Source organism: Gluconobacter sp. DsW_056, assembly GCF_002153595.1.
In the GTDB taxonomy this organism is placed as follows: Bacteria; Pseudomonadota; Alphaproteobacteria; order Acetobacterales; family Acetobacteraceae; genus Gluconobacter; species Gluconobacter albidus.
Genome location: NZ_JOPF01000010.1, coordinates 17379 through 36823, shown reverse-complemented (window position 1 = coordinate 36823; position 19445 = coordinate 17379). Strand labels below are relative to the sequence as shown.

At 62.6% G+C, this 19445-nt stretch carries 19 protein-coding genes; 11 read left to right on the top strand and 8 right to left on the bottom strand.

The annotated features are described in order from the left end of the window. Positions 1 to 47: 47 nt before the first annotated feature. On the top strand, positions 48 to 1286 hold the full coding sequence (locus HK22_RS09865) for an MFS transporter (RefSeq protein ID WP_062028628.1): 1239 nt from the start codon (positions 48 to 50) through the stop codon (positions 1284 to 1286). Continuing rightward, positions 1286 to 1867 (top strand): YdcF family protein, encoded by a 582-nt coding sequence (locus HK22_RS09860; protein WP_086649154.1) that lies wholly within the window; start codon positions 1286 to 1288, stop codon positions 1865 to 1867. Before HK22_RS09865 ends, HK22_RS09860 begins: the two co-directional genes overlap by 1 nt. Position 1868: 1 nt before the next feature. Here HK22_RS09860 and HK22_RS09855 read toward each other — a convergent pair whose 3' ends face one another. Beyond that, a complete protein-coding gene (locus HK22_RS09855; RefSeq protein WP_086649153.1) occupies positions 1869 to 3128 on the bottom strand; it encodes an AGE family epimerase/isomerase in 1260 nt (419 codons plus the stop codon). A gap of 154 nt (positions 3129 to 3282) precedes the next feature. Between HK22_RS09855 and rpe the strand changes: the two genes are divergently transcribed. The 6 genes from rpe (at position 3283) to HK22_RS09825 (ending at position 9837) form a co-directional block, all read left to right on the top strand. Next, positions 3283 to 3960 (top strand): ribulose-phosphate 3-epimerase, encoded by a 678-nt coding sequence (gene rpe, locus HK22_RS09850; RefSeq protein ID WP_086649152.1) that lies wholly within the window; start codon positions 3283 to 3285, stop codon positions 3958 to 3960. Further along, positions 3957 to 5615: a heparinase II/III family protein gene (locus HK22_RS09845; RefSeq protein WP_086649151.1), complete on the top strand. Its 1659-nt coding sequence runs from the start codon at positions 3957 to 3959 to the stop codon at positions 5613 to 5615. The genes rpe and HK22_RS09845 overlap by 4 nt, the downstream gene beginning before the upstream one ends. Before the next feature lie 25 nt (positions 5616 to 5640). Then, on the top strand, positions 5641 to 6786 hold the full coding sequence (locus HK22_RS09840; protein WP_086649150.1) for a glycosyltransferase family 4 protein: 1146 nt from the start codon (positions 5641 to 5643) through the stop codon (positions 6784 to 6786). A 200-nt stretch (positions 6787 to 6986) separates the two neighbouring features. Next, positions 6987 to 7730: a (Fe-S)-binding protein gene (locus tag HK22_RS09835; RefSeq protein ID WP_086649149.1), complete on the top strand. Its 744-nt coding sequence runs from the start codon at positions 6987 to 6989 to the stop codon at positions 7728 to 7730. Beyond that, on the top strand, positions 7727 to 9250 hold the full coding sequence (locus HK22_RS09830) for a lactate utilization protein B (RefSeq protein ID WP_086649148.1): 1524 nt from the start codon (positions 7727 to 7729) through the stop codon (positions 9248 to 9250). The genes HK22_RS09835 and HK22_RS09830 overlap by 4 nt, the downstream gene beginning before the upstream one ends. Beyond that, entirely contained in the window at positions 9247 to 9837 is a 591-nt protein-coding gene (locus HK22_RS09825; RefSeq protein WP_086649147.1) for an LUD domain-containing protein, read from the top strand. Before HK22_RS09830 ends, HK22_RS09825 begins: the two co-directional genes overlap by 4 nt. Before the next feature lie 11 nt (positions 9838 to 9848). On the opposite strand, the gene HK22_RS09820 is transcribed toward HK22_RS09825, so the two are convergent. The 7 genes from HK22_RS09820 to HK22_RS09790 form a co-directional block, all read right to left on the bottom strand. Continuing rightward, positions 9849 to 10454, bottom strand: a complete 606-nt coding sequence (locus tag HK22_RS09820) for a response regulator transcription factor (RefSeq protein WP_062028613.1) — start codon at positions 10452 to 10454, stop codon at positions 9849 to 9851. Then, on the bottom strand, positions 10451 to 11629 hold the full coding sequence (locus HK22_RS09815) for a sensor histidine kinase (protein WP_233142555.1): 1179 nt from the start codon (positions 11627 to 11629) through the stop codon (positions 10451 to 10453). The genes HK22_RS09820 and HK22_RS09815 overlap by 4 nt, the downstream gene beginning before the upstream one ends. Beyond that, complete coding sequence (locus HK22_RS09810; protein ID WP_198945531.1) at positions 11575 to 12126, bottom strand: hypothetical protein; 552 nt, start codon at positions 12124 to 12126, stop codon at positions 11575 to 11577. Before HK22_RS09810 ends, HK22_RS09815 begins: the two co-directional genes overlap by 55 nt. Before the next feature lie 107 nt (positions 12127 to 12233). After that, positions 12234 to 13484 (bottom strand): tyrosine--tRNA ligase, encoded by a 1251-nt coding sequence (gene tyrS, locus HK22_RS09805; RefSeq protein ID WP_086649144.1) that lies wholly within the window; start codon positions 13482 to 13484, stop codon positions 12234 to 12236. Positions 13485 to 13600: 116 nt separating this feature from the next. Continuing rightward, positions 13601 to 15007 carry a hypothetical protein gene (locus HK22_RS09800; protein WP_077803387.1) on the bottom strand — a complete coding sequence of 469 codons (1407 nt, stop codon included), beginning with the start codon at positions 15005 to 15007 and terminating at the stop codon, positions 13601 to 13603. Next, on the bottom strand, positions 15004 to 15930 hold the full coding sequence (locus HK22_RS09795) for an ABC transporter ATP-binding protein (protein ID WP_086649143.1): 927 nt from the start codon (positions 15928 to 15930) through the stop codon (positions 15004 to 15006). Before HK22_RS09795 ends, HK22_RS09800 begins: the two co-directional genes overlap by 4 nt. A gap of 118 nt (positions 15931 to 16048) precedes the next feature. Beyond that, positions 16049 to 16714 (bottom strand): alpha/beta hydrolase, encoded by a 666-nt coding sequence (locus tag HK22_RS09790; RefSeq protein WP_062028603.1) that lies wholly within the window; start codon positions 16712 to 16714, stop codon positions 16049 to 16051. Positions 16715 to 16851: 137 nt separating this feature from the next. On the opposite strand from HK22_RS09790, the gene HK22_RS09785 reads away from it, so the two are divergent. From HK22_RS09785 to HK22_RS09775, 3 genes are read left to right on the top strand one after another with little or no spacing between them, the layout of a single operon-like run. Further along, positions 16852 to 17952, top strand: a complete 1101-nt coding sequence (locus HK22_RS09785; RefSeq protein ID WP_233142553.1) for a cysteine desulfurase family protein — start codon at positions 16852 to 16854, stop codon at positions 17950 to 17952. Positions 17953 to 17966: 14 nt separating this feature from the next. Continuing rightward, positions 17967 to 19109, top strand: coding sequence for a cysteine desulfurase family protein (locus HK22_RS09780; RefSeq protein WP_086649330.1), 1143 nt, complete (start codon positions 17967 to 17969; stop codon positions 19107 to 19109). Positions 19110 to 19130: 21 nt separating this feature from the next. After that, positions 19131 to 19445, top strand: coding sequence for a ferredoxin family 2Fe-2S iron-sulfur cluster binding protein (locus HK22_RS09775; RefSeq protein WP_062027361.1), 315 nt, complete (start codon positions 19131 to 19133; stop codon positions 19443 to 19445).

Here is a 19445-nt window from a genome sequence, read left to right as displayed (position 1 = left end):
GTTGTCAGTCCGCTCTTTTTTCCTGCGCTGAATGACGGGGCCTGCCCATGATGGGCGGGGCCTTCCGGTCTCTGGGGCGGCGGAATTATCGCGTCTGGGCCATGGGGGCTCTGGTTTCGAATATCGGAACCTGGATGCAGATGACGACGCAGGACTGGCTGGTCCTGACGGAACTGACCCGGCAGGATGCAACGGCAGTCGGGATTGTTACGGCGCTTCAGCTTGCCCCGCCCCTTTTGCTGATTTTCTGGACCGGAAAAATTGCCGACAGGGTGGAGAAACATCGCTTCCTGCTTCTGACGCAGGCCGCACTGGGCACACTGGCCATCGCACTCGGAACTCTGGTGGTGACCGGAATGATCCGGTTGTGGGAAGTGGATCTGTTCGCCTTCCTGAGCGGATGTGTTGCGGCATTTGACAGTCCTGTCCGACAGATTTTTGCTGGTGAACTGGTGGGCGAGGAAGACCTGCCGAATGCGGTGGCGCTCAATTCCGTGTCGTACAATGCCGGTCGCATGATCGGCCCCGCGGTGGCCGGGTTCTGCATTGCGGAACTGGGTTCGGGGTGGTCGTTCATCCTCAACGGGTTTTCATTTTACGGCGTGCTGATGTCGCTTCTGTCCCTGCGGGCGCAGGACCTGCACCGTCTTTCGTCCCGTAAGCCGGAAAGCGCGCATCAGGAAAAGCAGGATCTGCTGTCGGGGGTGCGGTATGTCTGGAAGCGCGATGATCTGCGGACCATTTTGTTCATGCTGTTTCTGCTGGGCGCTTTCGGACTGAATTTCCCGATCTATATTTCGACCATGGCCGTCAGTGTCTTTCATGTCGGGGCGCATGGTTACGGGGTTCTCAATTCGGCGATGGCGGTGGGGACGATTACGGGCGCGCTGTTCGCGGCCAGCCGCAGGACCATGAAATTTTCGGCGCTGCCGCAGGGGGCGGTGGTGTTCAGTCTGGCCTGTCTGCTGGGCGCGCTTGCGCCTGGATACTGGGCCTTTGCGGTCACGCTGGTCATGGCGGGCATGGCGTCCCTGACGTTTACGGCGGTGAGCAACAGCTACATGCAGCTTGCGACCGATCCGGGCATGCGGGGGCGCGTGGTGTCGATCCGTTTTGCGGTTTTCGCGGGGTCCTCGCCGCTGGGGGCGCCGCTGGTTGGGATGGTAGCCAATTCGCTGGGGCCGCGCTGGGCGCTGGGTGTAGGGTCTTTGTCCGGGATTCTGGCAGCAGGGGTGGCGCTGCTTTATCTGCACCGTACCCAGGCGGGGAAGGAGACGGTATCCTGATGGGGCGCAGGGGCTGGGTTGTGCGCGGGCTGGCGCTTGGTGCGGTTCTCCCGGGTCTGTTTCTGCTCTGGATGGGGTTCGTGGCGTTTCGGGGGCTGTCAGCCGTACCGGAGCGTTCTGAGATGGCGGTCATTTTCGGGACGGCGGTGACTGCGAAAGGCACGCCTCGCCCTGCGTTGCAGGAACGGTTGCAGGAAGGACTGCGGCTGTGGCGCGCCGGGCTTGTGCGGACTGTGATGGTGAGTGGGGCGATCGAGAGCGGCAATCATCGTGACGAAGCCCGGATCATGGCAGACTGGCTGATGGAGCGGGGTGTGCCGGAGGCCGCCATCATTGTGGATTCGCACGGGAACAATACCTGGTTGACGGCCCTGCATGTCGCGCGTCTGCATCCGCAGGGCGCGGTCGTGGTCACGCAGTGGTTTCATATCCTGCGGGCGGAATGGGCGCTGGGCCGGGCGGGCGTATCGCCGGTTTCGGGTGCGGCGCCGTCCCGGTTCCGGCTGGCGGAGCTCTGGTATCTGTTTCGGGATTCCGTGGCGCTTCCGGTCTACGTCCTGACGAAAGCGCCGGCTGGCTGACTCAGTAGGGAACGCCGATCTGTTCGATGGCTGTGGCAAGGGAAGGCGCCAGCGGCATCATGGGGGCCAGTGTGGACTGATAGGCGTGATACAGATCGCCTTTGCCTTTGTAGATCGTCTCGGTGGGTTCGCCTTCAGGGCTGACTTCGTTGAACCAGCTTCCAAAATCCCGGTCGATCAGGGTCGTGTCGATATAGTCCCAGATCGTGCGGTACCAGTGCTCGTAATGAGGGTTTCCAGTCCGCTTGTAGAGATTGATGGCAGCTGTCAGTGCCTCGGCCTGTGCCCAGTGGATGCGGCTGCGGTTATGGGGGGCATGCTCCCAGTTGATCGTGTAGAGCATTCCCGGTCGGCCATCGGCGTTCCAGCCGGTGTTCATCCCCGTTTCGAACAGCGCCTGCGCGTCGTGCAGCATCCAGTCCGGGGCCTCCAGGCCATGACGGAGCAGGGCGGCTTCGAGTTTCAGGGTCAGATGCGCCCATTCCACGAAATGCCCCGGCGTCATGCCATAGGGGCGCAGGTCGTCGTTGGGTTTGTCGCTGTGGTACTCGCGCATGAGGGTCCAGTCGCGATCGAAATGCTCCGGCATGGCGAAGCCCTGCCCGGCGGCCAGTTCATGCACGAAGCGGGTGACGATGCGCCGGGCGCGCTGCAGCCACTTCACGTCTCCGGTGACGTCCGCCAGAGCCATGAAGGCTTCGGTGGAGTGCATGTTGCTGTTTGCGCCCCGATAGTTTTCCTCGTCCGACCAATCCGGAGCGAAGCTCTCGCGCATGACGCCTTCGTCCTCGCTCCAGAAATGGGTGTCGATCTGATGGGTGGCGTCTTTGAGCAGTTCGCCTGCGCCCTCCGCTCCGATCAGGACGGCTGAAGAGGCGGCAAGGGCGACGAATGCGTGGAGATAAGCCTGTTTGCGGTCATTGTCCTTGTCCGCGAAATGCTGCCAGCCGCCGTGGTCGTCATCACGGAAATGGGTGCGCAGGGCGTGAATGCCATGCGCGACAAGCGGTGCGCTTCCGGGAAGGCCCTGAAGCTCGGCTAGTGCATAGGCGTGAACGCAGCGTGCGGTCAGGGTGGCTTCGGGTTTGGCGTTTTCGGGAAGGGTGCCTTCCAGATCCAGTCCTGCGAAACCTCCGTTGACGCATCCGCCCTTGCTGAAGTCCAGAAGGCGGCGACCCTGCATTTCCAGCCAGGCCCGGTGTGAGGGGCGGCGGATCCAACTGTCGCGGCTGAGAAGGGTGGGCGAAAGGCGATCGGTCATGAGGCGCTCCGGGCAGGTCTACGGATTTAGTCATCAGGACGTTTCAGACGCGCCGGGGTTCCGGAGCAGCACACACAGACATGAACCTCACGAAGATGCGCACGGATGCGGATGTGGCTTGCGTCGCGCGATGGCTTTGCCGATACATGACAGTATGACTGAGCGTTCTTCGATCATTGTCGCCCCCAGCCTTCTGGCTGCTGACTTTTCCCGCCTCGGGGAAGAGATCGCCTCCATCGCGCGTGCGCCGTGGCTCCATCTCGATGTGATGGACGGGCATTTCGTGCCGAACATCTCGTTCGGCCCTCCGGTGATTGCGGCACTGCGCAAACATACGGATGCGAAATTCGACGTGCATCTGATGATTGATCCGGTCGATCCGTATCTGGAAGCGACCGCGAAAGCCGGTGCCGACCATATCACGGTCCATGTCGAGAATGCGCCCCATCTGCACCGCTCGCTTCAGACCATCCGCACGCTGGGCTGCCGTCCGGGTGTGGCGATCTGTCCGGCGACGCCTGCCGTGGCGCTGTCGGAAGTCATGGATCTGGTGGACATCATCCTGGTCATGACCGTCAATCCCGGTTTCGGCGGACAGAGCTTCCTCGACAGCCAGCTCGCCAAGATCCGTACGCTGTCGGAGATGATTCGCAAGAGTGGCCGCGAGATCATCCTTGCCGTGGATGGCGGCATCGACCCGCAAACGGCGCCACGTGTTGTGGAAGCAGGGGCGACCATGCTCGTCGCAGGCTCGGCGGTTTTCGGAAAAGAAGACCGGGACGCGGCGATCCGGGCGCTTGAAGGACCGTTCGTGGAACAGACGCCCGGATGACAGGCAGTCGCTGGCTTCGCGGTCTTCGTCTTTCCCTTGCCCGTCTGCCGTTTGGTGCGCCTGCCTCCGAAGGGCCGGTGCACGTGTTTCGTGATCCCTGGAAAGGGGATGCTGAGCAGGGTGCGCGCCTGATTGGCGGGAAGTTCCGTTTCGACCGGCACGATTATGTTCTGCCCAGCGGCAACTGGGAGCGTGGCCCCTGGCCCGAACCGGCGCGGGAATGGCTGCACGGGTTCGGCTGGCTGCGGGACCTGCGGACACTCGGGAGCGACAGGGCCCGCCTGACCGCGCGCGGACTCGTCAGTGACTGGCTGGCGCATCCGCCAACCGATCCTCTGGTCCGCGATGCCTGTGTGACGGGATCGCGTCTGGCGTCGTGGCTGTCGAACCATGAGTTCTGTCTGGCGTCCGCCGATCCGCGGCTTCAGCAGCGTCTGATGGAGCGGATGCTGGTGGAGGGGCGGACCATTGCGGCCCTTCTGCCGCTGCCGCCGCAGGGTGCGCGCGGGTTGATGGCCTTCCGTGGGCTTTTGGCCGCCGCAATGGCGATGCCGGAGCAGACGGGATTCATGTCACGCTTTCTGCGCTATCTTCCGGCGGAGCTGGAGCGTCTCGTTCTCGCCGATGGGACCGTGATCGAGCGCAGTCCCGAGGCTCAGTTTCTGGTGGCGCGCGAGCTGGCGGAAATGTCCGTCATGTTCCGCACGGCCCATGCGACTGTTCCGCCGTTCATCGACCGGGCTCTGGACAAGGTCTGTCCCGTTCTGCGGGCCATGCGGCATGGAGACGGGGGGCTTGCGGTTTTCAACGGGGCGAACGAGCGGCACAGTGCGGCGGTAGAGGATGTTCTGGCGCAGGGATCGCGGCAAAAGTTGATCGCGCCTGCCATGCCGCAGGGCCGCTTCACGCGGCTTGCGCTCGGGAAATCGCTGCTGATTGTCGATAGCGGACCGCCTGCTCCGGCTGGTTTCGATACAACCGCCCATGCCGGAACGCTGTCTTTCGAGTTCTCGCATCAGCGGCACCGTCTGTTCGTCAATTGCGGCAGTGCCGTGATCGGGGCGTGGCGGGACGCCATGCGCAGCAGTGCTGCCCATACGGTTCTTGTCGCGGATGGTCTGTCTTCGGCGGATTTCGGGCCTGATGGCGGCATGACGCGCCGTCCGGTCACTGTCTCCTGCGACCATCAGACGGACGGGACCGCACACTGGCTGGATCTGTCGCATGACGGCTATCATGCGCCTCTGGGCGCGAAATGGACGCGGCGTCTGTATTTCGGTGCTGATGGTGAGGACCTGCGGGGGCAGGAACTGATCGACGGCGAACGCAATATCGACTTTGCGATCCGTTTTCACATCCACCCGGATGTGACGGTGACGCAGGACGACGAGGACATCATCCTGCAGGTCGGCGGGACGATCTGGCGTTTCAGGCAGCGAGACGGTGTCGTGCGTCTGGAAAACGACGTGTATCTGGGGCGTGGAAAACGCGAAATCTGCTGCCAGATCATCATCACGCCGCAGCCGGTTGCTGAGGTTGCGGCCCCGCCTGAGGGTGAAAGCGCGCCCGAGCCTGAAAAACCCGCCGCAGCGCAGAAGCCCGCCAAACGGACCCATCAGAGCGTGACATGGCTGCTCGAACGCATTCCGGAATAGGCCGTTTCGTGTCTAGGGTGCAGGCGTGAAGATCCTCGAAATCACGAATGTGGATTTCGCGCTTAGGCAGTTCCTGCTGCCGCTGATGCGGGAACTGCGCGAAGCCGGGCATGATGTTCAGGGGGCCTGTGCCGAAGGGGCCCATCTTCAGGTCGTGCGGGCCGAGGGCTTTACGGTGCACGGCGTTCCGATGGCGCGATCGCTCTCGCCGGTTGCCCAGTATCGGGCATTTGTCGCGCTGCTGCGCCTGATCCGGCGTGAAAAGCCGGATCTGGTTCATGGCCATATGCCCATCAGCGGGATTCTGGCACGGTTTGCCGCCCGGCTCTGCGGGGTGCGGATCGTGGCCTATACCTGCCACGGTTTTCTGTTCAACCAGCCGGGATCCTGGCGACGCCGGATGCTGTCTCTGATGCTGGAATGGGCGGCGGGGCGCATGACGGATCTGTACATGACCGTCTCGCGCGAGGAAGCGCGGGATGCGCGCCGGCTGCATCTGAACCGCCATCCCATCGCCATCGGCAACGGCCGGGACCCCGAACGCTTTCATCCTGACCCCGCCGTCCGGGCCCGGATACGCGAGGAGCTTGGGGTTCCGCAGGATCGGCCGGTGGTTATCGTGGTGTCGCGTCTGGTGCGGCACAAGGGTCATCCCGAACTGCTGCGGGCGATGGAAGATGTTCCGGATGCCGAACTCTGGGTGGTTGGCGAACGTCTGCCTTCGGATCATGGGGCGGATCTGACGGCGCCGTTCGAGCGCGCAGGGGAGCGTCTGGGACCACGTCTGCGGATGCTTGGATATCGGGAGGATGTGGCCGAGCTTCTGATGGCGGCGGATATTTTCGCACTCCCCAGCCATTTTGAAGGTCTGCCCATGTCGGTCATCGAAGCGATGCTGAGCGGGCTGCCGGTCGTGGCGACGGATGTTCGCGGACCTAGAGAGCAGGTCGTGGACGGGACAACCGGATTTCTGGTGCCCCCGGGCCTCTCCGCCCCGCTTGCCCGCGCCCTGCGTCTTCTGGTGCCGGACGCGGCATTGCGAGACGCCATGGGTAAAGCCGCAAGACGACTGGCGCTGGAGACTTATGACGAGCGTCGTATTCTCCGGCATGTCGTGGCCCTGATGGAAAAGACGGCGTCCGGGCATACTCTGGGCGGCCAGAGAGCCTGAGACTATTTTGTTTTTCCAGTTTTCTTTGATGAATACTTGAAAATCATCTTTTCAAATCACGATCAGATATTGGTATTACTATCAGGACTAAAATACTCTGGTTATGATGACTTCGATTCTCCCGTAAACTTGTCTTTTGTTTTTGTGTTGTTTTCATGAGACTGTGATCACACGCGTTGACTGAAGACAAAGGTATTCCCATGAAGGTCGGTCTGTTTGTTCCATGTTATGTGGACATGTTTCACCCCGAGACAGGAATTGCGACTCTGGAACTGTTGGAGCGTTTCGGATTGTCTGTTGAATATCCTGTCGATCAGACATGCTGCGGCCAGCCCATGACCAATACCGGCTGCGAGCGTGAGGCGGCTAAGACGGAAGAACTGTTCGTCCGCAATTTCGGGAAATACGACTACATCGTCACGCCCTCCGGAAGCTGCACCAATCAGGTGCGCAACAACATGACGGCCATCGGACAGACCGACGCCGTCAAACATGTTCGCAGCCGCACCTATGAACTGGTGGAGTTCCTGCACGACATCCTTAAGGTCGATGCGTTTCCCTGGGCCGAGTTTCCGCATCGTGTTGCCCTGCACAACAACTGCAACACGCTGCGGAACCTGCGGATCGCCAGCATGAGCGAACGTCGGGAAGAGCCGTTTTCCAAGCCAAAGGCCCTGCTGGGGATGGTCAAGGGCATTGAATTCGCCGATCTGACACGCCCTGACGAATGCTGCGGTTTTGGCGGAACGTTCTCGGTATTCGAGGAAGGCGTCTCGGCCAAGATGGGTCAGGACAAGGTCACGGACCAACTGAAGTCCGGAGCGGAATATGTCACGTCGTCCGACAGTTCCTGCATGATGCATCAGGAAGGCTGCGCGCGGCGGATGGGTGCCAATCTCAAATACATTCACATCGCCCAGATCCTGAATGGAGCACGCGCATGACCGCCGAATTGCATGAAGAACTGACGGACCTGCATGGCGAACAGCTCGATCACGGCGCCGCCTCGTCCCGGCCTCTGAAGTCCCGGATTTCGGAACCCCAGCCGCGGGGCGCGAAAATCCGTGGCAACCGGCCTGTTGACCAGTCCGAAGCCGCAAATCGCTTCATGGCCGCGACCGAACACGAAGCCATGCATGACGCGCGCCTGTGGGATTTGCGCCAGAAGCGCGACAAGGAAATGCATGGGATCGAGGAATGGGAAGAGCTCCGGAACCTTGCCTCCGGCATCAAGGAACACACGCTTTCGAAACTCGATTACTATCTTGAACTGTTCGAGAAGAATGCGACGGCCAACGGAATCAAGGTTCACTGGGCGAAGGACGGGGCCGAGCATAACGCCATTGTTCTGGAGATCCTGCGGAGCAGGGGCGTCGAACGGCTGATCAAGAGCAAATCCATGCTGACGGAAGAATGCGGCTTCCGGGAGTTCATGGCCCACAATAATGTCGAGGTCATCGAGACGGATCTTGGCGAACGCATCCAGCAGCTTGATGACGAAGCGCCGAGCCATGTGGTGGTTCCGGCCGTGCACAAGCTGCGCACCGATGTCGCCAGTGTTTTTGCCAAAACGATCGGCTCTGACCCAGACAATGCGGATGCGCATTATCTGACGGAATGTCAGCGCGAAGCCACGCGTCCGCTGATCCTCTCGGCGCAGGCGGGGATGACGGGCGGTAATTTCGTGGTTGCGGAAACAGGAACCTTCGTTGTCTGCACCAATGAGGGCAACGCGGATCTGTCCGCCAATACGCCGCCGCTGCATATCGCGTCCATCGGGATCGAGAAGCTCATTCCCGGCCTGAATGAACTGCCGGTCTTTATCCGGCTGCTGTCGCGGAGCGCGCTGGGGTCCCCGATCACGCAGTATACGTCGCATTTCCGCGGCCCGCGTGAGGGGGGCGAAATGCATGTCGTGCTCGTGGATAACGGGCGTTCCGAGCGTCTGGGGATGGAGAAGTTCTGGCCGGGGCTGAAATGCATCCGCTGTGGCGCCTGCATGAACACCTGCCCGGTGTTCCGACGCAGCGGCGGGCTGAGCTATGGCGCGACCTATGCCGGGCCGATCGGGCTGATTATCGATCCGACCTTCAACGTCCATAAATACCGCAACCTGCCATACTCTTCGACGATGAACGGGAGCTGCACCAATGTCTGTCCGGTGAAGATCAATATTCACGAACAGATTGCGGACTGGCGCAAGACGCTGGCGGGCGAGGGGGAAATTTCTCCGGTCAAGAAGGTCATGATGAAGGCGGCGGGCGAGGTTCTGGCATCGCCTGTGGTCTATCGGGCGAGCCTGCCTCTGGGGCGGAGCGCGCTGCGGCACCTGCCGCATTTCATGCTGTACAACAAGCTCAATACCTGGGGCCGCAAGCGCGACATTCCCGAAACGCCCAAACAGACGTTCAATGAATGGTATCGGCGGAACCGGAAGTCGCAGGGCGAGGGAGAAAACTCATGAGTGGATCACGCGAGGCCATTCTGGGAGCAATCCGCAGCACTCATCTTCAGGGCGAGTATCCCCGTCCTGCCGTGCCGCTGTTCGATCAGGCAGCCCCAGCCGATCTGAAGGCTCTGTTCCAGAAGTCTCTGGAACGTATGGGCGGGAAAATGCTGATTCCGGATGCGGCTGATCCGATGGCGCCCGTGCGGCAGGCCATCGTCAAGCCGGGGCCTGTCGTATCGTGCGTGCCGGAGTTTGAGGGGGATATGAAAATCACGCCCCAGACGAAGCCCACGGATATCGCGCCGGTCGAATATGCTGTTCTGCGCGCGGCGTTTGGCGTGGCGGAGACCGGGTCGCTGTGTTTCACGGAAAAGCAGCTTCAGGTGAACACGACGGGCTTTCTGCCGCAGCATCTGATCGTCCTGCTGGACCCCGCCCAGATCGTTTACAACCTGCACAATGCCTATCAGCGTCCGGAATGGTTGCAGTCCCATTATGCCGTTTTCCAGAGCGGCCCGTCGGCGACGGCGGATATTGAGGGCGTTCTGGTGCATGGTGCCCAGGGTGTGCGGTCTCTGAGCGTTCTGTTCCAGCCCGGATAGAGGCGGGGCGCTTACAGCCAGCCGTTCGCGCGGGCGATCCGGCCGGCTTCTATGCGGTTCCGGGCGTCCAGCTTCTGGACGATTTCCGAGAAATAATTGCGGACTGTTCCTGAAGACAGGGACAGTTCTTCCGCAATTTCGCGGTTCGTGCGCCCGGCTTCGGCCAGACGGAGCATGGTGCGTTCGCGTTCGGAAAGCGGATCAGGCAGGGCGTCCCAGACGGCTTCGGCCAGATCGGGAGCGATGGCCCGTCCCCCCGCGGCGACCTTGCGGATGGCGGCGGCAAGCTGCGTGATGGGGGCGTCCTTGAGCATGTAGCCCCGCACCCCCGCCTGAAGCGCGCGCCGCAGATAGCCGGAGCGGCCAAAGGTCGTCACGATCATGACGCGGCTGGGAAGATTTTCCTGAAGGATTTTCTCGGCAAGTTCGATGCCCGTGACATGGGGCATTTCGATGTCGGTCAGGACCACATCCGGGCGGTGCTCGCGGATCAGGTCGAGCGCCTCGCGCCCGTCAGTGGCGCGTCCGACGATCTGGATATCGTCTTCAAGATGCAGCAGGGCCTCGAAGGCATCGAGGAGCATGGTCTGGTCTTCGGCAAGGATGAGGCGGATCATGGCAGGGTTGTCGCAGTCAGTGTGAAGCCCCGGGGGCGGGGAGAGATGGTCAGGGTACCGCCCGAGGCGGCCAGTCTGGCGCGCATGCCGCGCAGGCCGTTGCCTTCGACGATGGTCCGGGCGGGCTGCGTGGCCTGAAGCGGGCCGTCGTCTTCGAGGGTGAAGGTGTGGATGTGTCCGCTGGCGTCGTGGAGGAAGGTCAGGGTGCAGGTCCGGGCTTCGGAATGGCGGATGACGTTCGTGACGGCTTCACGCAGGGCCAGGGCGAGCACGCTGTTCGGTGGGGCGTCGGCGGGAGGGGCGCGTCCGGTCAGTGCGAGTGTGATGCCTGCGGTGTGCAGGGCCTTGCGGGCGCGGTCCAGTTCCCGCATGAGGGACGCGCCGTTCATGCCGGATACGGCTTCGCGCACTTCGCGCAGGGATGTGCGGGCGATCTGGCTGATTTCGTTGATTTCCTGCCGGGCGCGGGGGGGATCGGCCGTGAACAGCCGTTCGGAGAGTTCGGCCTTGACGGAAATGACGGTCAGGGAATGGCCCAGAAGATCGTGCAGGTCGCGGGCGATGCGTTCGCGCTCTGCGGTGGTGGCGAGAGTACGGATCTCGTTCTGGGCCTCGCGAAGTTCAAAATTGCGGATGCCGAGCTGCCACTGCACCAACGTGCCCATATAGGTGATGATGCTGAAAAAGGCGCCGGGGATGACTTCCAGTGTGGTCTTGTGCCGGAAATGGCCTGAGATGATGAGCACGATCTGCAACAGGATGACCATCGTGATGGACTGCCGCCTTCCGGGCAGGCGGGCACACATTCCGGCGGCGAAAATGCAGTAGACTTCCCAGTCGCCATGCGTCCAGGCACAGGCATAGCCGATCAGATCGGTGAGGATGATTTCGCCATAGCCGTAATAGCGGTCTTTGCGGTAGGGCGCGAAATAGACCAGCAGGAACAGCAGCATGGCCGCTGCCGAGAACAGGACGCCCGGAAGTGTGGGGCGGTGATAGCCCAGTAGCCAGGGAACCGGATAGAACAGCAGGTAGCTCAGATAGGCCACCAGATAATGGTTGAAGTGCGGCCAGGGCGTCTTGCGATCCGCCAGATGGCGGGAGAGGGAATCCGCGGCCATCAGGTGACGGTGATGGAAGCCGGTTCCGCAGGCAGGAACAGGCCGGACCGCCACAGTCGCACCGCGCTTCCGGCCCAGATGGCAACGGCCGTGCCAAAACCTGCGATTTCCAGATGGTGAGGTTCGGGCAGAAGCATGGAAAGGCCGGAAATCAGGACAATGGCGCCCCCCATGAAGACATGCACCGGTTCTTGCAGGGCGCGGCCCAGCGGGACGTAGGACAGGCCGATGATGGCCCCGAGCATCGGATAGAACAGGTCCAGCCGGTGATGGGAATGGGTCCATGATGCGGCAGCGAAAATCCCTACGAAACGCAGGATCTTGATGCGACGGGTCAGCTTCGGGTCAACGGAGATTTCGGGGCGTCGGAGGATGAGGTCGCGGCGGGCGAACCCGAGGACAAGAAGGAGCGTCGGGATGGCGATGAGCGCGACGGTCAAGGCCGGGGGAAGACTGGCCGCCTGTGCGCCGCGCGTGGCCCAGACGGCGGCGAAGGCCAGTCCTGCACAGTCAGTCAGCAGACCACGCCAGTTTTTGCGTTCCGTCATCATCCGCGCTGTGTCTCCGTTGGGCACCCTGCGGCGAGGATGCCCGTTCCGAAGGAGAAAAAACAGGGTATCCTGTCAGGAGTGGCGGATGACATTGGTCATGAGGGGTTTCAGACCGGACGGAGCAGGATGTGCTTTTTCTTGCCGGACGACACCTTCAGGACGCCATCGCGCAGATCGTCGAGGGTGAAGGTCTGGTTCTCGTCCGAGACCACCACGTCATTGACGCGACCGCCGCCGCCACGGATCAGGCGCCGCGCTTCTCCGCCACTTGCGGCCAGTCCGGCTTCCTGAAAAACGCGGAATACGGGCAGGCCCTCGGCGAGCAGAGTGGCGGGCAGGTCGATCTCCGGCAGGGCAGCCTGTGTGGAACCCTGCTCGAACACACGCCGGGCCGTCTCAGCGGCCTCTTCGGCAGCGGCGCGGCCGTGGCAGATGGCGGTGGCTTCGGTTGCGAGGATCTTTTTGGCCTCGTTGATGTCCGCGCCTTCAAGCGCGCCGAGACGTTCGCATTCCTCGACGGGAAGGTCCGTGAAGAGTTTGAGGAAACGGCCGACATCGGCGTCTTCGGTGTTGCGCCAGAACTGCCAGTATTCAAAGGCCGGCAGACGCTCCGCCCGGACCCATGTGGCGCCGTTGGCGGACTTGCCCATTTTCGCACCCGAGGAGGTGGTCACGAGCGGCGTGGTCAGACCGAAGATCTGCTTGCCATCGGTGCGACGGGCCAGATCAATGCCCGAGACGATGTTGCCCCACTGGTCCGAACCGCCCATCTGGAGAACAGCGTCGTGGCGGCGGTTCAGTTCGCGGAAATCGTAGGACTGGAGAATGGAGTAGTTGAACTCCAGAAATGTCAGGCCCTGTTCCCGCTCCAGACGCTGCTTCACGCTGTCGAAGGACAGCATGCGGCTGATGGAGAAATGCGCGCCGACATCCTGCAGCAGGTCGATGTAGGAGAGCTTGTCCAGCCAGTCGGCATTGTTTGCGAGGATGGCGCCGCTGGACGGGTCTTCATCGCTGAAAGTGATGAACTGGCGCAGGGACTTTTCGATCCCCGCAATGTTGTGCGCGATTGTCTCGTTCGTGATGAGGGAGCGGGCCTCGTCGCGGAAGGACGGATCGCCGATCTTGGCCGTACCGCCGCCCATCAGGGCGATCGGGCGGTGGCCATGTTTCTGGAGCAGGCGTAACGCCATGATGGAGAGCGCATTGCCGACATGCAGGGAGTCTGCTGTCGGATCGAAACCCACATAGGCGGTGATCGGTCCGGCCAGCAGGGCCTCGTCGAGGGCGTCGAGGTCGGTGCACTGGAAGATCAGGCCGCGGGCCTGGGCTTCGAGAAGGAACGGACTCTTTGTCATGGGTCGGTCTTGCTACGCTACTGCTGAAAAGAAGGGACATAAACCCTAGCATGACCGGGACCGGAGCGGAAACTCCGGAGCCCGGCGAGGCATCGGGCCGGGCGCTTATTCGACGCTTACTCGGTCTCGTAAGGCCAGTCGGAGCGGGCCATGCGCGACGGAACAACAAAGAAGCACAGCGCCCCAAGGGCTGCGAGAGCCAGAGCGATAGGCCCGAAGATGCGGGTTCCCAGAATGAACGGGTTGCAGATCTGGAGCAGGAAGGCCGGGGCGATGCTGGCCGCAACGATAATGCCCTGCGGAGGCTGCTTCATGACGAGAAACGGCAGCGGGCAGCAGAATGTCACCCCGAGCATTGCGACCAGAAGTTCCGCGCCGTCCAGCAGGGCATGGGTGGGGGTAAGGGGTTTGAAGAGCGTGACCGGCAGCATGAGGCTCAGCGTCCGGAGCGGGGCCGTCATGAAAATTCTGCTGGCTTTGGCGGCGAACACTGAGCGCACGAAACTGAGCCGGCTGCCGAAACGTCCCGTCGTCAGGAGCAGCGGCCAGTGCTTGCGGTTGCTGATCCAGCCGTCCTGAAGGGCGATCAGGATCGTCATGCCGGGCGTCAGATGGGCAATCCGGGTGCCGAAAGAGCCGTGTCCGAGTGGCAGGCTGCCCATGAACAGGATGATGCTGGCAGGCATGATCAGGCTGATCAGCAGGTCGTTGCGCTGGCTGGTCGGGGAGGCTGGGGAGAGGAGCATCTGCCGGAGCTGATAGAAGCTGAGATCCTGCGGCGCGACGCGCGGGGCGCTGTCAGGCATCGCAAATTCCGGGGCAGATGCCGTAACGCCATCCGTGGGTGCCAGCATGGCCGGGGAGTGCAGACGGTTGGGCAGCGTCATGATGGCCGCCGTCAGCAGGCTCATCATGGCGAGATCGGCCGGGATGGTCAGGACGGCCGGGCGCGTGAGTGCCCAGAGCGGAAAATCTGTTGCGAAGGTCAGGAGCACCAGGCCGAGCAGCAGGGTGACGCCAATCACCGTCATGATGCCCTTGACCCTGCGGGATGTCTGCTGCGGCGGGGCGTACCACTGGACGACGGCCGGAACCGTGTTGAGAAGGGTGTAGAACAGCGTGTCATGCAGGGGCAGTCCGCTCCAGGCCAGCAGGCCTGCGAGGGCGATGATGGCCACAATGGACGTCAGGGCTGCGGCGCGGGCCTCGGCGTGAAGCAGGCCCGGGATGGCTGGGGCCTGGGACGCGCCGATCTGGTTGCCGGAATGGGTTTGCAGGCAGTTCTGTATAAAGGTTGCGGCGATGGCGGCGTTGAAGACGTTGGCGTGTTTAAGCGCCTTTTCCAGCCCCTGCGTCAGGAGGGCCGTGTGCAGATCATGGGCCGTCATGCCCGCAAGAAAGATGAAGAATCCGGCCGTATAGACCATCGGATTGCCGACGATAAAAACGCGTGTGCCGTACAGCCGCAGCGCGCGGATCGTGTCTTTGCGTTCCAGTGCGCCCGAGGGCAGGAAACTCATCATGCCGCGCTGTCCGATCCTTCAGCATGGGCCGGGGTCGTGCGGGGGGCTGTGATTTCCAGAAAGGCGTCCTCGAAATCCGGCACGACTGTCAGGGTATTTTCGGGGAGACTGAGGTCTCCTGTCCAGCCATGCACCAGCAGCGCATCGGGGCGCTCTCCGAGGATCTGGACGTCCGGGGGGAGGAGCGCGAGAAGCTGGGCAGGCGCGGGGTGTTCGAGCCAGCGTGTGGTGGCGCGGAACGTCCCGGTCGGCACGTCCAGCACCACGCCACCCTGCCGGACGAACAGCAGACGCGAGCACATACGTTCAAGATCGGACAGGATATGCGACGAAATCAGGATGCTCGCGCCCGTCCGCTGCGTGTAGGCGTCGAGCAGGTTCATGAAGTCGCGCCGGGCATGGGGGTCCAGGCTGGCGACGGGTTCGTCCAGAACCAGAAATTCGGGATTGTGACGCATGGCGAGAACGATGGCCAGACGCTGTTTCTGACCACCCGACAGCGCGCGCACCTGTTTTTTCGGATCGAGGTCTGCCCAGGCGATCAGGGCAGGATCAACGGGAGGAAGTTCGCCGTAGAACGCGGCGATATAGTCCATGAGCTGGCCGACGCGGAAATTGCCGAACCCGGTCATGGTCTGGGGCACGAAGCCGGTTCTGGCCCGGATTTCACGCGGGAGAGCTGCGATGCTGTGACCGAAAATGTCGATGCTGCCGCCATCCGCGAGCAGGAAGCCCATGAGGCAGCCAATCAGTGTGGATTTCCCGGCCCCGTTGCGCCCCAGAAGGGCCACGGTTTCGCCCTGCGCGATGGAGAAGGAGACGTCGTCCAGTGCTTTGAAACTGCCAAAGCTCTTGGTGAGGTGCGAGACCTCGACGGGGAGGGACAGGGGAGCGCCGGGGTGCAGAATGTTTCGGTCTTGCATGAAATATCCGGTTACATATTTGTCTGGACAGGGCAAGAAAATCCGGGGGCCGGAATCAAAAAGGCTCTCCGTGAGGGAGAGCCTTTTTGAAGGTGTCTGGCGGGAATTATGTCCCGGATCAGTCTGCGGCCAGAGCCAGTGCCTTGCGGCCGCGCATCGTGTTGACGTGGTCTTCAAGCGCTTCGCCGACACGGTCGGCCTGTTTGGCGAAGATGTGGTCGGCGTCGTCGAAAATGCGGTAGTCGACGGTGACGTTCTTCTGGGTGTTAAGCTTGTCCACCAGCTTGTGAATGCCGGGTTCGGGCGCCATTTCGTCCTTGCCGCCGGCGATCATGAGGCCGCCACAGGGACAGGGGGCCAGAAAGCCGAAATCGTAGTCGTTGGCCGGGGGAGCTACGCTGATCCAGCCGCTGATTTCAGGGCGGCGCATCAGAAGCTGCATGCCGACGAAGGCACCGAAGGAATAGCCCGAGATCCACAGTTCGGTGGAGTTCGGGTTCACCATCTGCATCCAGTCGAGGGCTGCTGCCGCATCGGAAATCTCGCCAATACCGCCGTCATAACGGCCCTGGGAGCGGCCGACGCCACGCGAATTGTAGCGCATGACCGAGAAACCCATTTTCTCGAAGCTGCGATACATCGTGTACGTGATACGGTTGTTCATGGTGCCGCCGTGGAGCGGATGGGGATGCAGCACCAAAGCAAGCGGAGCGTTGGGTTCGCTGGAGTGGTGGTAACGACCCTCAAGCCGACCGTCTGGGCCGGCGAACATCACTTCAGGCATGAATACTCTCGCGCTGTGTCAGGCAGGATTGGAACTCTGCCGTCCGGTGGTGCTGTGTATACCGATTCGCAAAAGCCGATTTCCACCAAAATCGACATGCCATTGCGATTTCCGCCCGTTTGCCCAATCTGGAAAACATGATGACTGCGCTGAAAACTGTTTCCGGGACGACCTATCTGGACGCCAATGCCACCGAGCCGCTGCGCCCCTGTGCGAAGGAGGCGGCGCTGGAGGGGATGATGCTGTCGGGAAACCCGTCTTCGGTCCATGCTGAAGGGCGGGAAGCGCGCCGGTTCCTTGAAGACGCCCGCAGCCGGATGGCAGCGGGTTTCGGGCGGATTTCTGGCACCTGCGTGTTCACGTCCGGGGCGACGGAAGCCGATGCGATGGCGGTTCATGCTTTCGGGCAGGGACGCCGGATTTTTGTTGGGGCTACGGAACATGATGCCATCCTCAAGGCCGCGCCCGGAGCTGAAATCCTGCCTGTGAACGGGGGCGGGATTGTGGATGTGGAACACCTCCGGGCTCGGCTGCGCGAGAGCGGCCCGGCACTGGTCTGTGTGATGTCCGCCAATAACGAGACGGGGGTGCTTTCGCCGCTTGAGGATGTGCTGGCGGTCTGTCGCGACTCGGGTGCGCATTTGCATGTGGACGCTGTGCAGAGTGCGGGACGGGTGCCGTTCGCGCTGGGCGGGTGCAGTGTTGCGGTGTCGGGGCACAAGATGGGGGGGGCTAAAGGGGCTGGCGCGCTGCTGCTGGCGGAAGATGAGCCCATGGATGCGCTTGTGGCGGGGGGTGGTCAGGAACGGGGCCGCCGGGGCGGGACGCAGGCGCTTCCGGCCATTCTGGGCATGGCGGCGGCGTTTGATGCGGCGCGTCTGCAGGACTGGGCTCCCATACAGCGTCTCCGGGATCGGGTCGAAGCCGCGGCGAAAGCTGTTGGTGCGCGGGCTGCCGGGGAGGAGGTGGCGCGGCTGCCGAATACGAGCTGTCTGATTCTGGACGGTGTGGCGGCGCAGGTGCAGCTCATGACGCTGGATCTGGCAGGGTTCTGCGTGTCTGCGGGGTCGGCCTGCTCGTCAGGGAAAGTGTCGTCTTCGCATGTGTTGCGGGCGATGGGAGAGACGGAGGGTGCCGCGCAGGCCATCCGTGTTTCGCTTCCCTGGAATGTGCAGGAGGCTCAGGTCGAGGCGTTCTGTGAGGCGTATGAGACGATGGCGCGTCGTCTGCGGAAATGATCGGGGCAATGGGCATGATCTATCTCGATCACTTTTCGACAACGCCGTGTGATCCGGCGGTCGTGAAGGCCATGCTGCCCTGGTTCGGGGAGGATTTCGGCAATCCGCACAGTCTGCACGGGCCGGGGCGGAAAGCGGCGCAGGCCGTGGAGCGGGCGCGGGAGAGCGTGGCGCGGCTCATCGGGGCGGAAGCGCGGGAGATCGTGTTCACGTCCGGTGCGACGGAAGCGAACAACCTCGCCATCAAGGGGGCGGCGCGGCATCTGGCGCGGCTGGGCGATCCGCGACGGCGGATCATCACAGTCGCAACCGAGCATAAATGCGTTCTGGAATCGGTGCGGGCGCTGGCGTCTGAAGGCTTTGAGGCGGTTGTGCTGGGCGTGGATGCTGACGGGCGGGTTGATCCCGAGGCTTTGCGCAAGGCGCTGGAGGTGCCGACGCTGCTGGTCAGTATCATGGCGGCTAACAACGAGACCGGCGTCTTGCAGGATATTCCGCAGCTTGCGGGGATCGTGAAGGCGGCGGGCGCGCTGATGCATGTCGATCTGGCGCAGATGGCCGGGAAAATGCCGGTATCGTTGAAGGATGTGGATCTGGCGTCCGTGTCCGCGCACAAGATGTACGGGCCGAAAGGGATCGGGGCGCTGTATGTCCGCCGCCGTCCGCGTGTCCGGCTGGAGTCGCTGTTTTCCGGGGGCGGGCAGGAGCGCGGGTTCCGCTCCGGAACGCTGCCGACACCGCTGGTTGTCGGGTTTGGAGTGGCTGCGGAGCTGGCTGCGGTGAGCATGGCCGAAGAAGCTGTGCGGCAGGCGGGGCTGCGGGATGATCTGTGGGCGCAGCTTCAGGGCGGCCTGCCGGGGATTGTCCTGAACGGGCGCACCGTGCCGCGTCTGGCGGGGGCGCTGAATGTCTGTCTGCCCGAGGGACTCCGGGCGCTGGACGTGCTGGAAGCCTGTCCGGATGTTGCTGCTTCGACCGGATCGGCGTGTACGGCGGCGGAGATTGCACCCTCTTATGTCCTGACGGCGATGGGACTTTCTGCCCAGAAGGCGTCGCAATGCTTGCGCCTGTCGGTCGGACGCTCTACCTCCAAGGCCGATATTGACCGTGCGGCCGGGCTTCTGATCGCAGCCGCGCGGACGTGCCAAACCAACTGAAACCGGAAAAAGCGTACGACTATGCCCAAGATGACCTTTATCGAGCGTGATGGAACCCGTCGTGACGTGGACGCGCCTGTCGGACTGTCGGTGCTGGAAATCGCGCACAAGCACGACATTGACCTTGAAGGCGCCTGCGAAGGCTCGCTGGCCTGCGCGACCTGCCATGTGGTCGTCGATCCGGACTGGGCCGCCAAGCTGGGCACGCCGACGGATGACGAGGAAGACATGCTCGATCTGGCGTTCGGTCTGGAAAAGACGTCCCGTCTGGGCTGCCAGATCGTTATGACGGATGCGCTGGATGGCCTGACCGTTCGCCTTCCGAAGGCGGGCTGA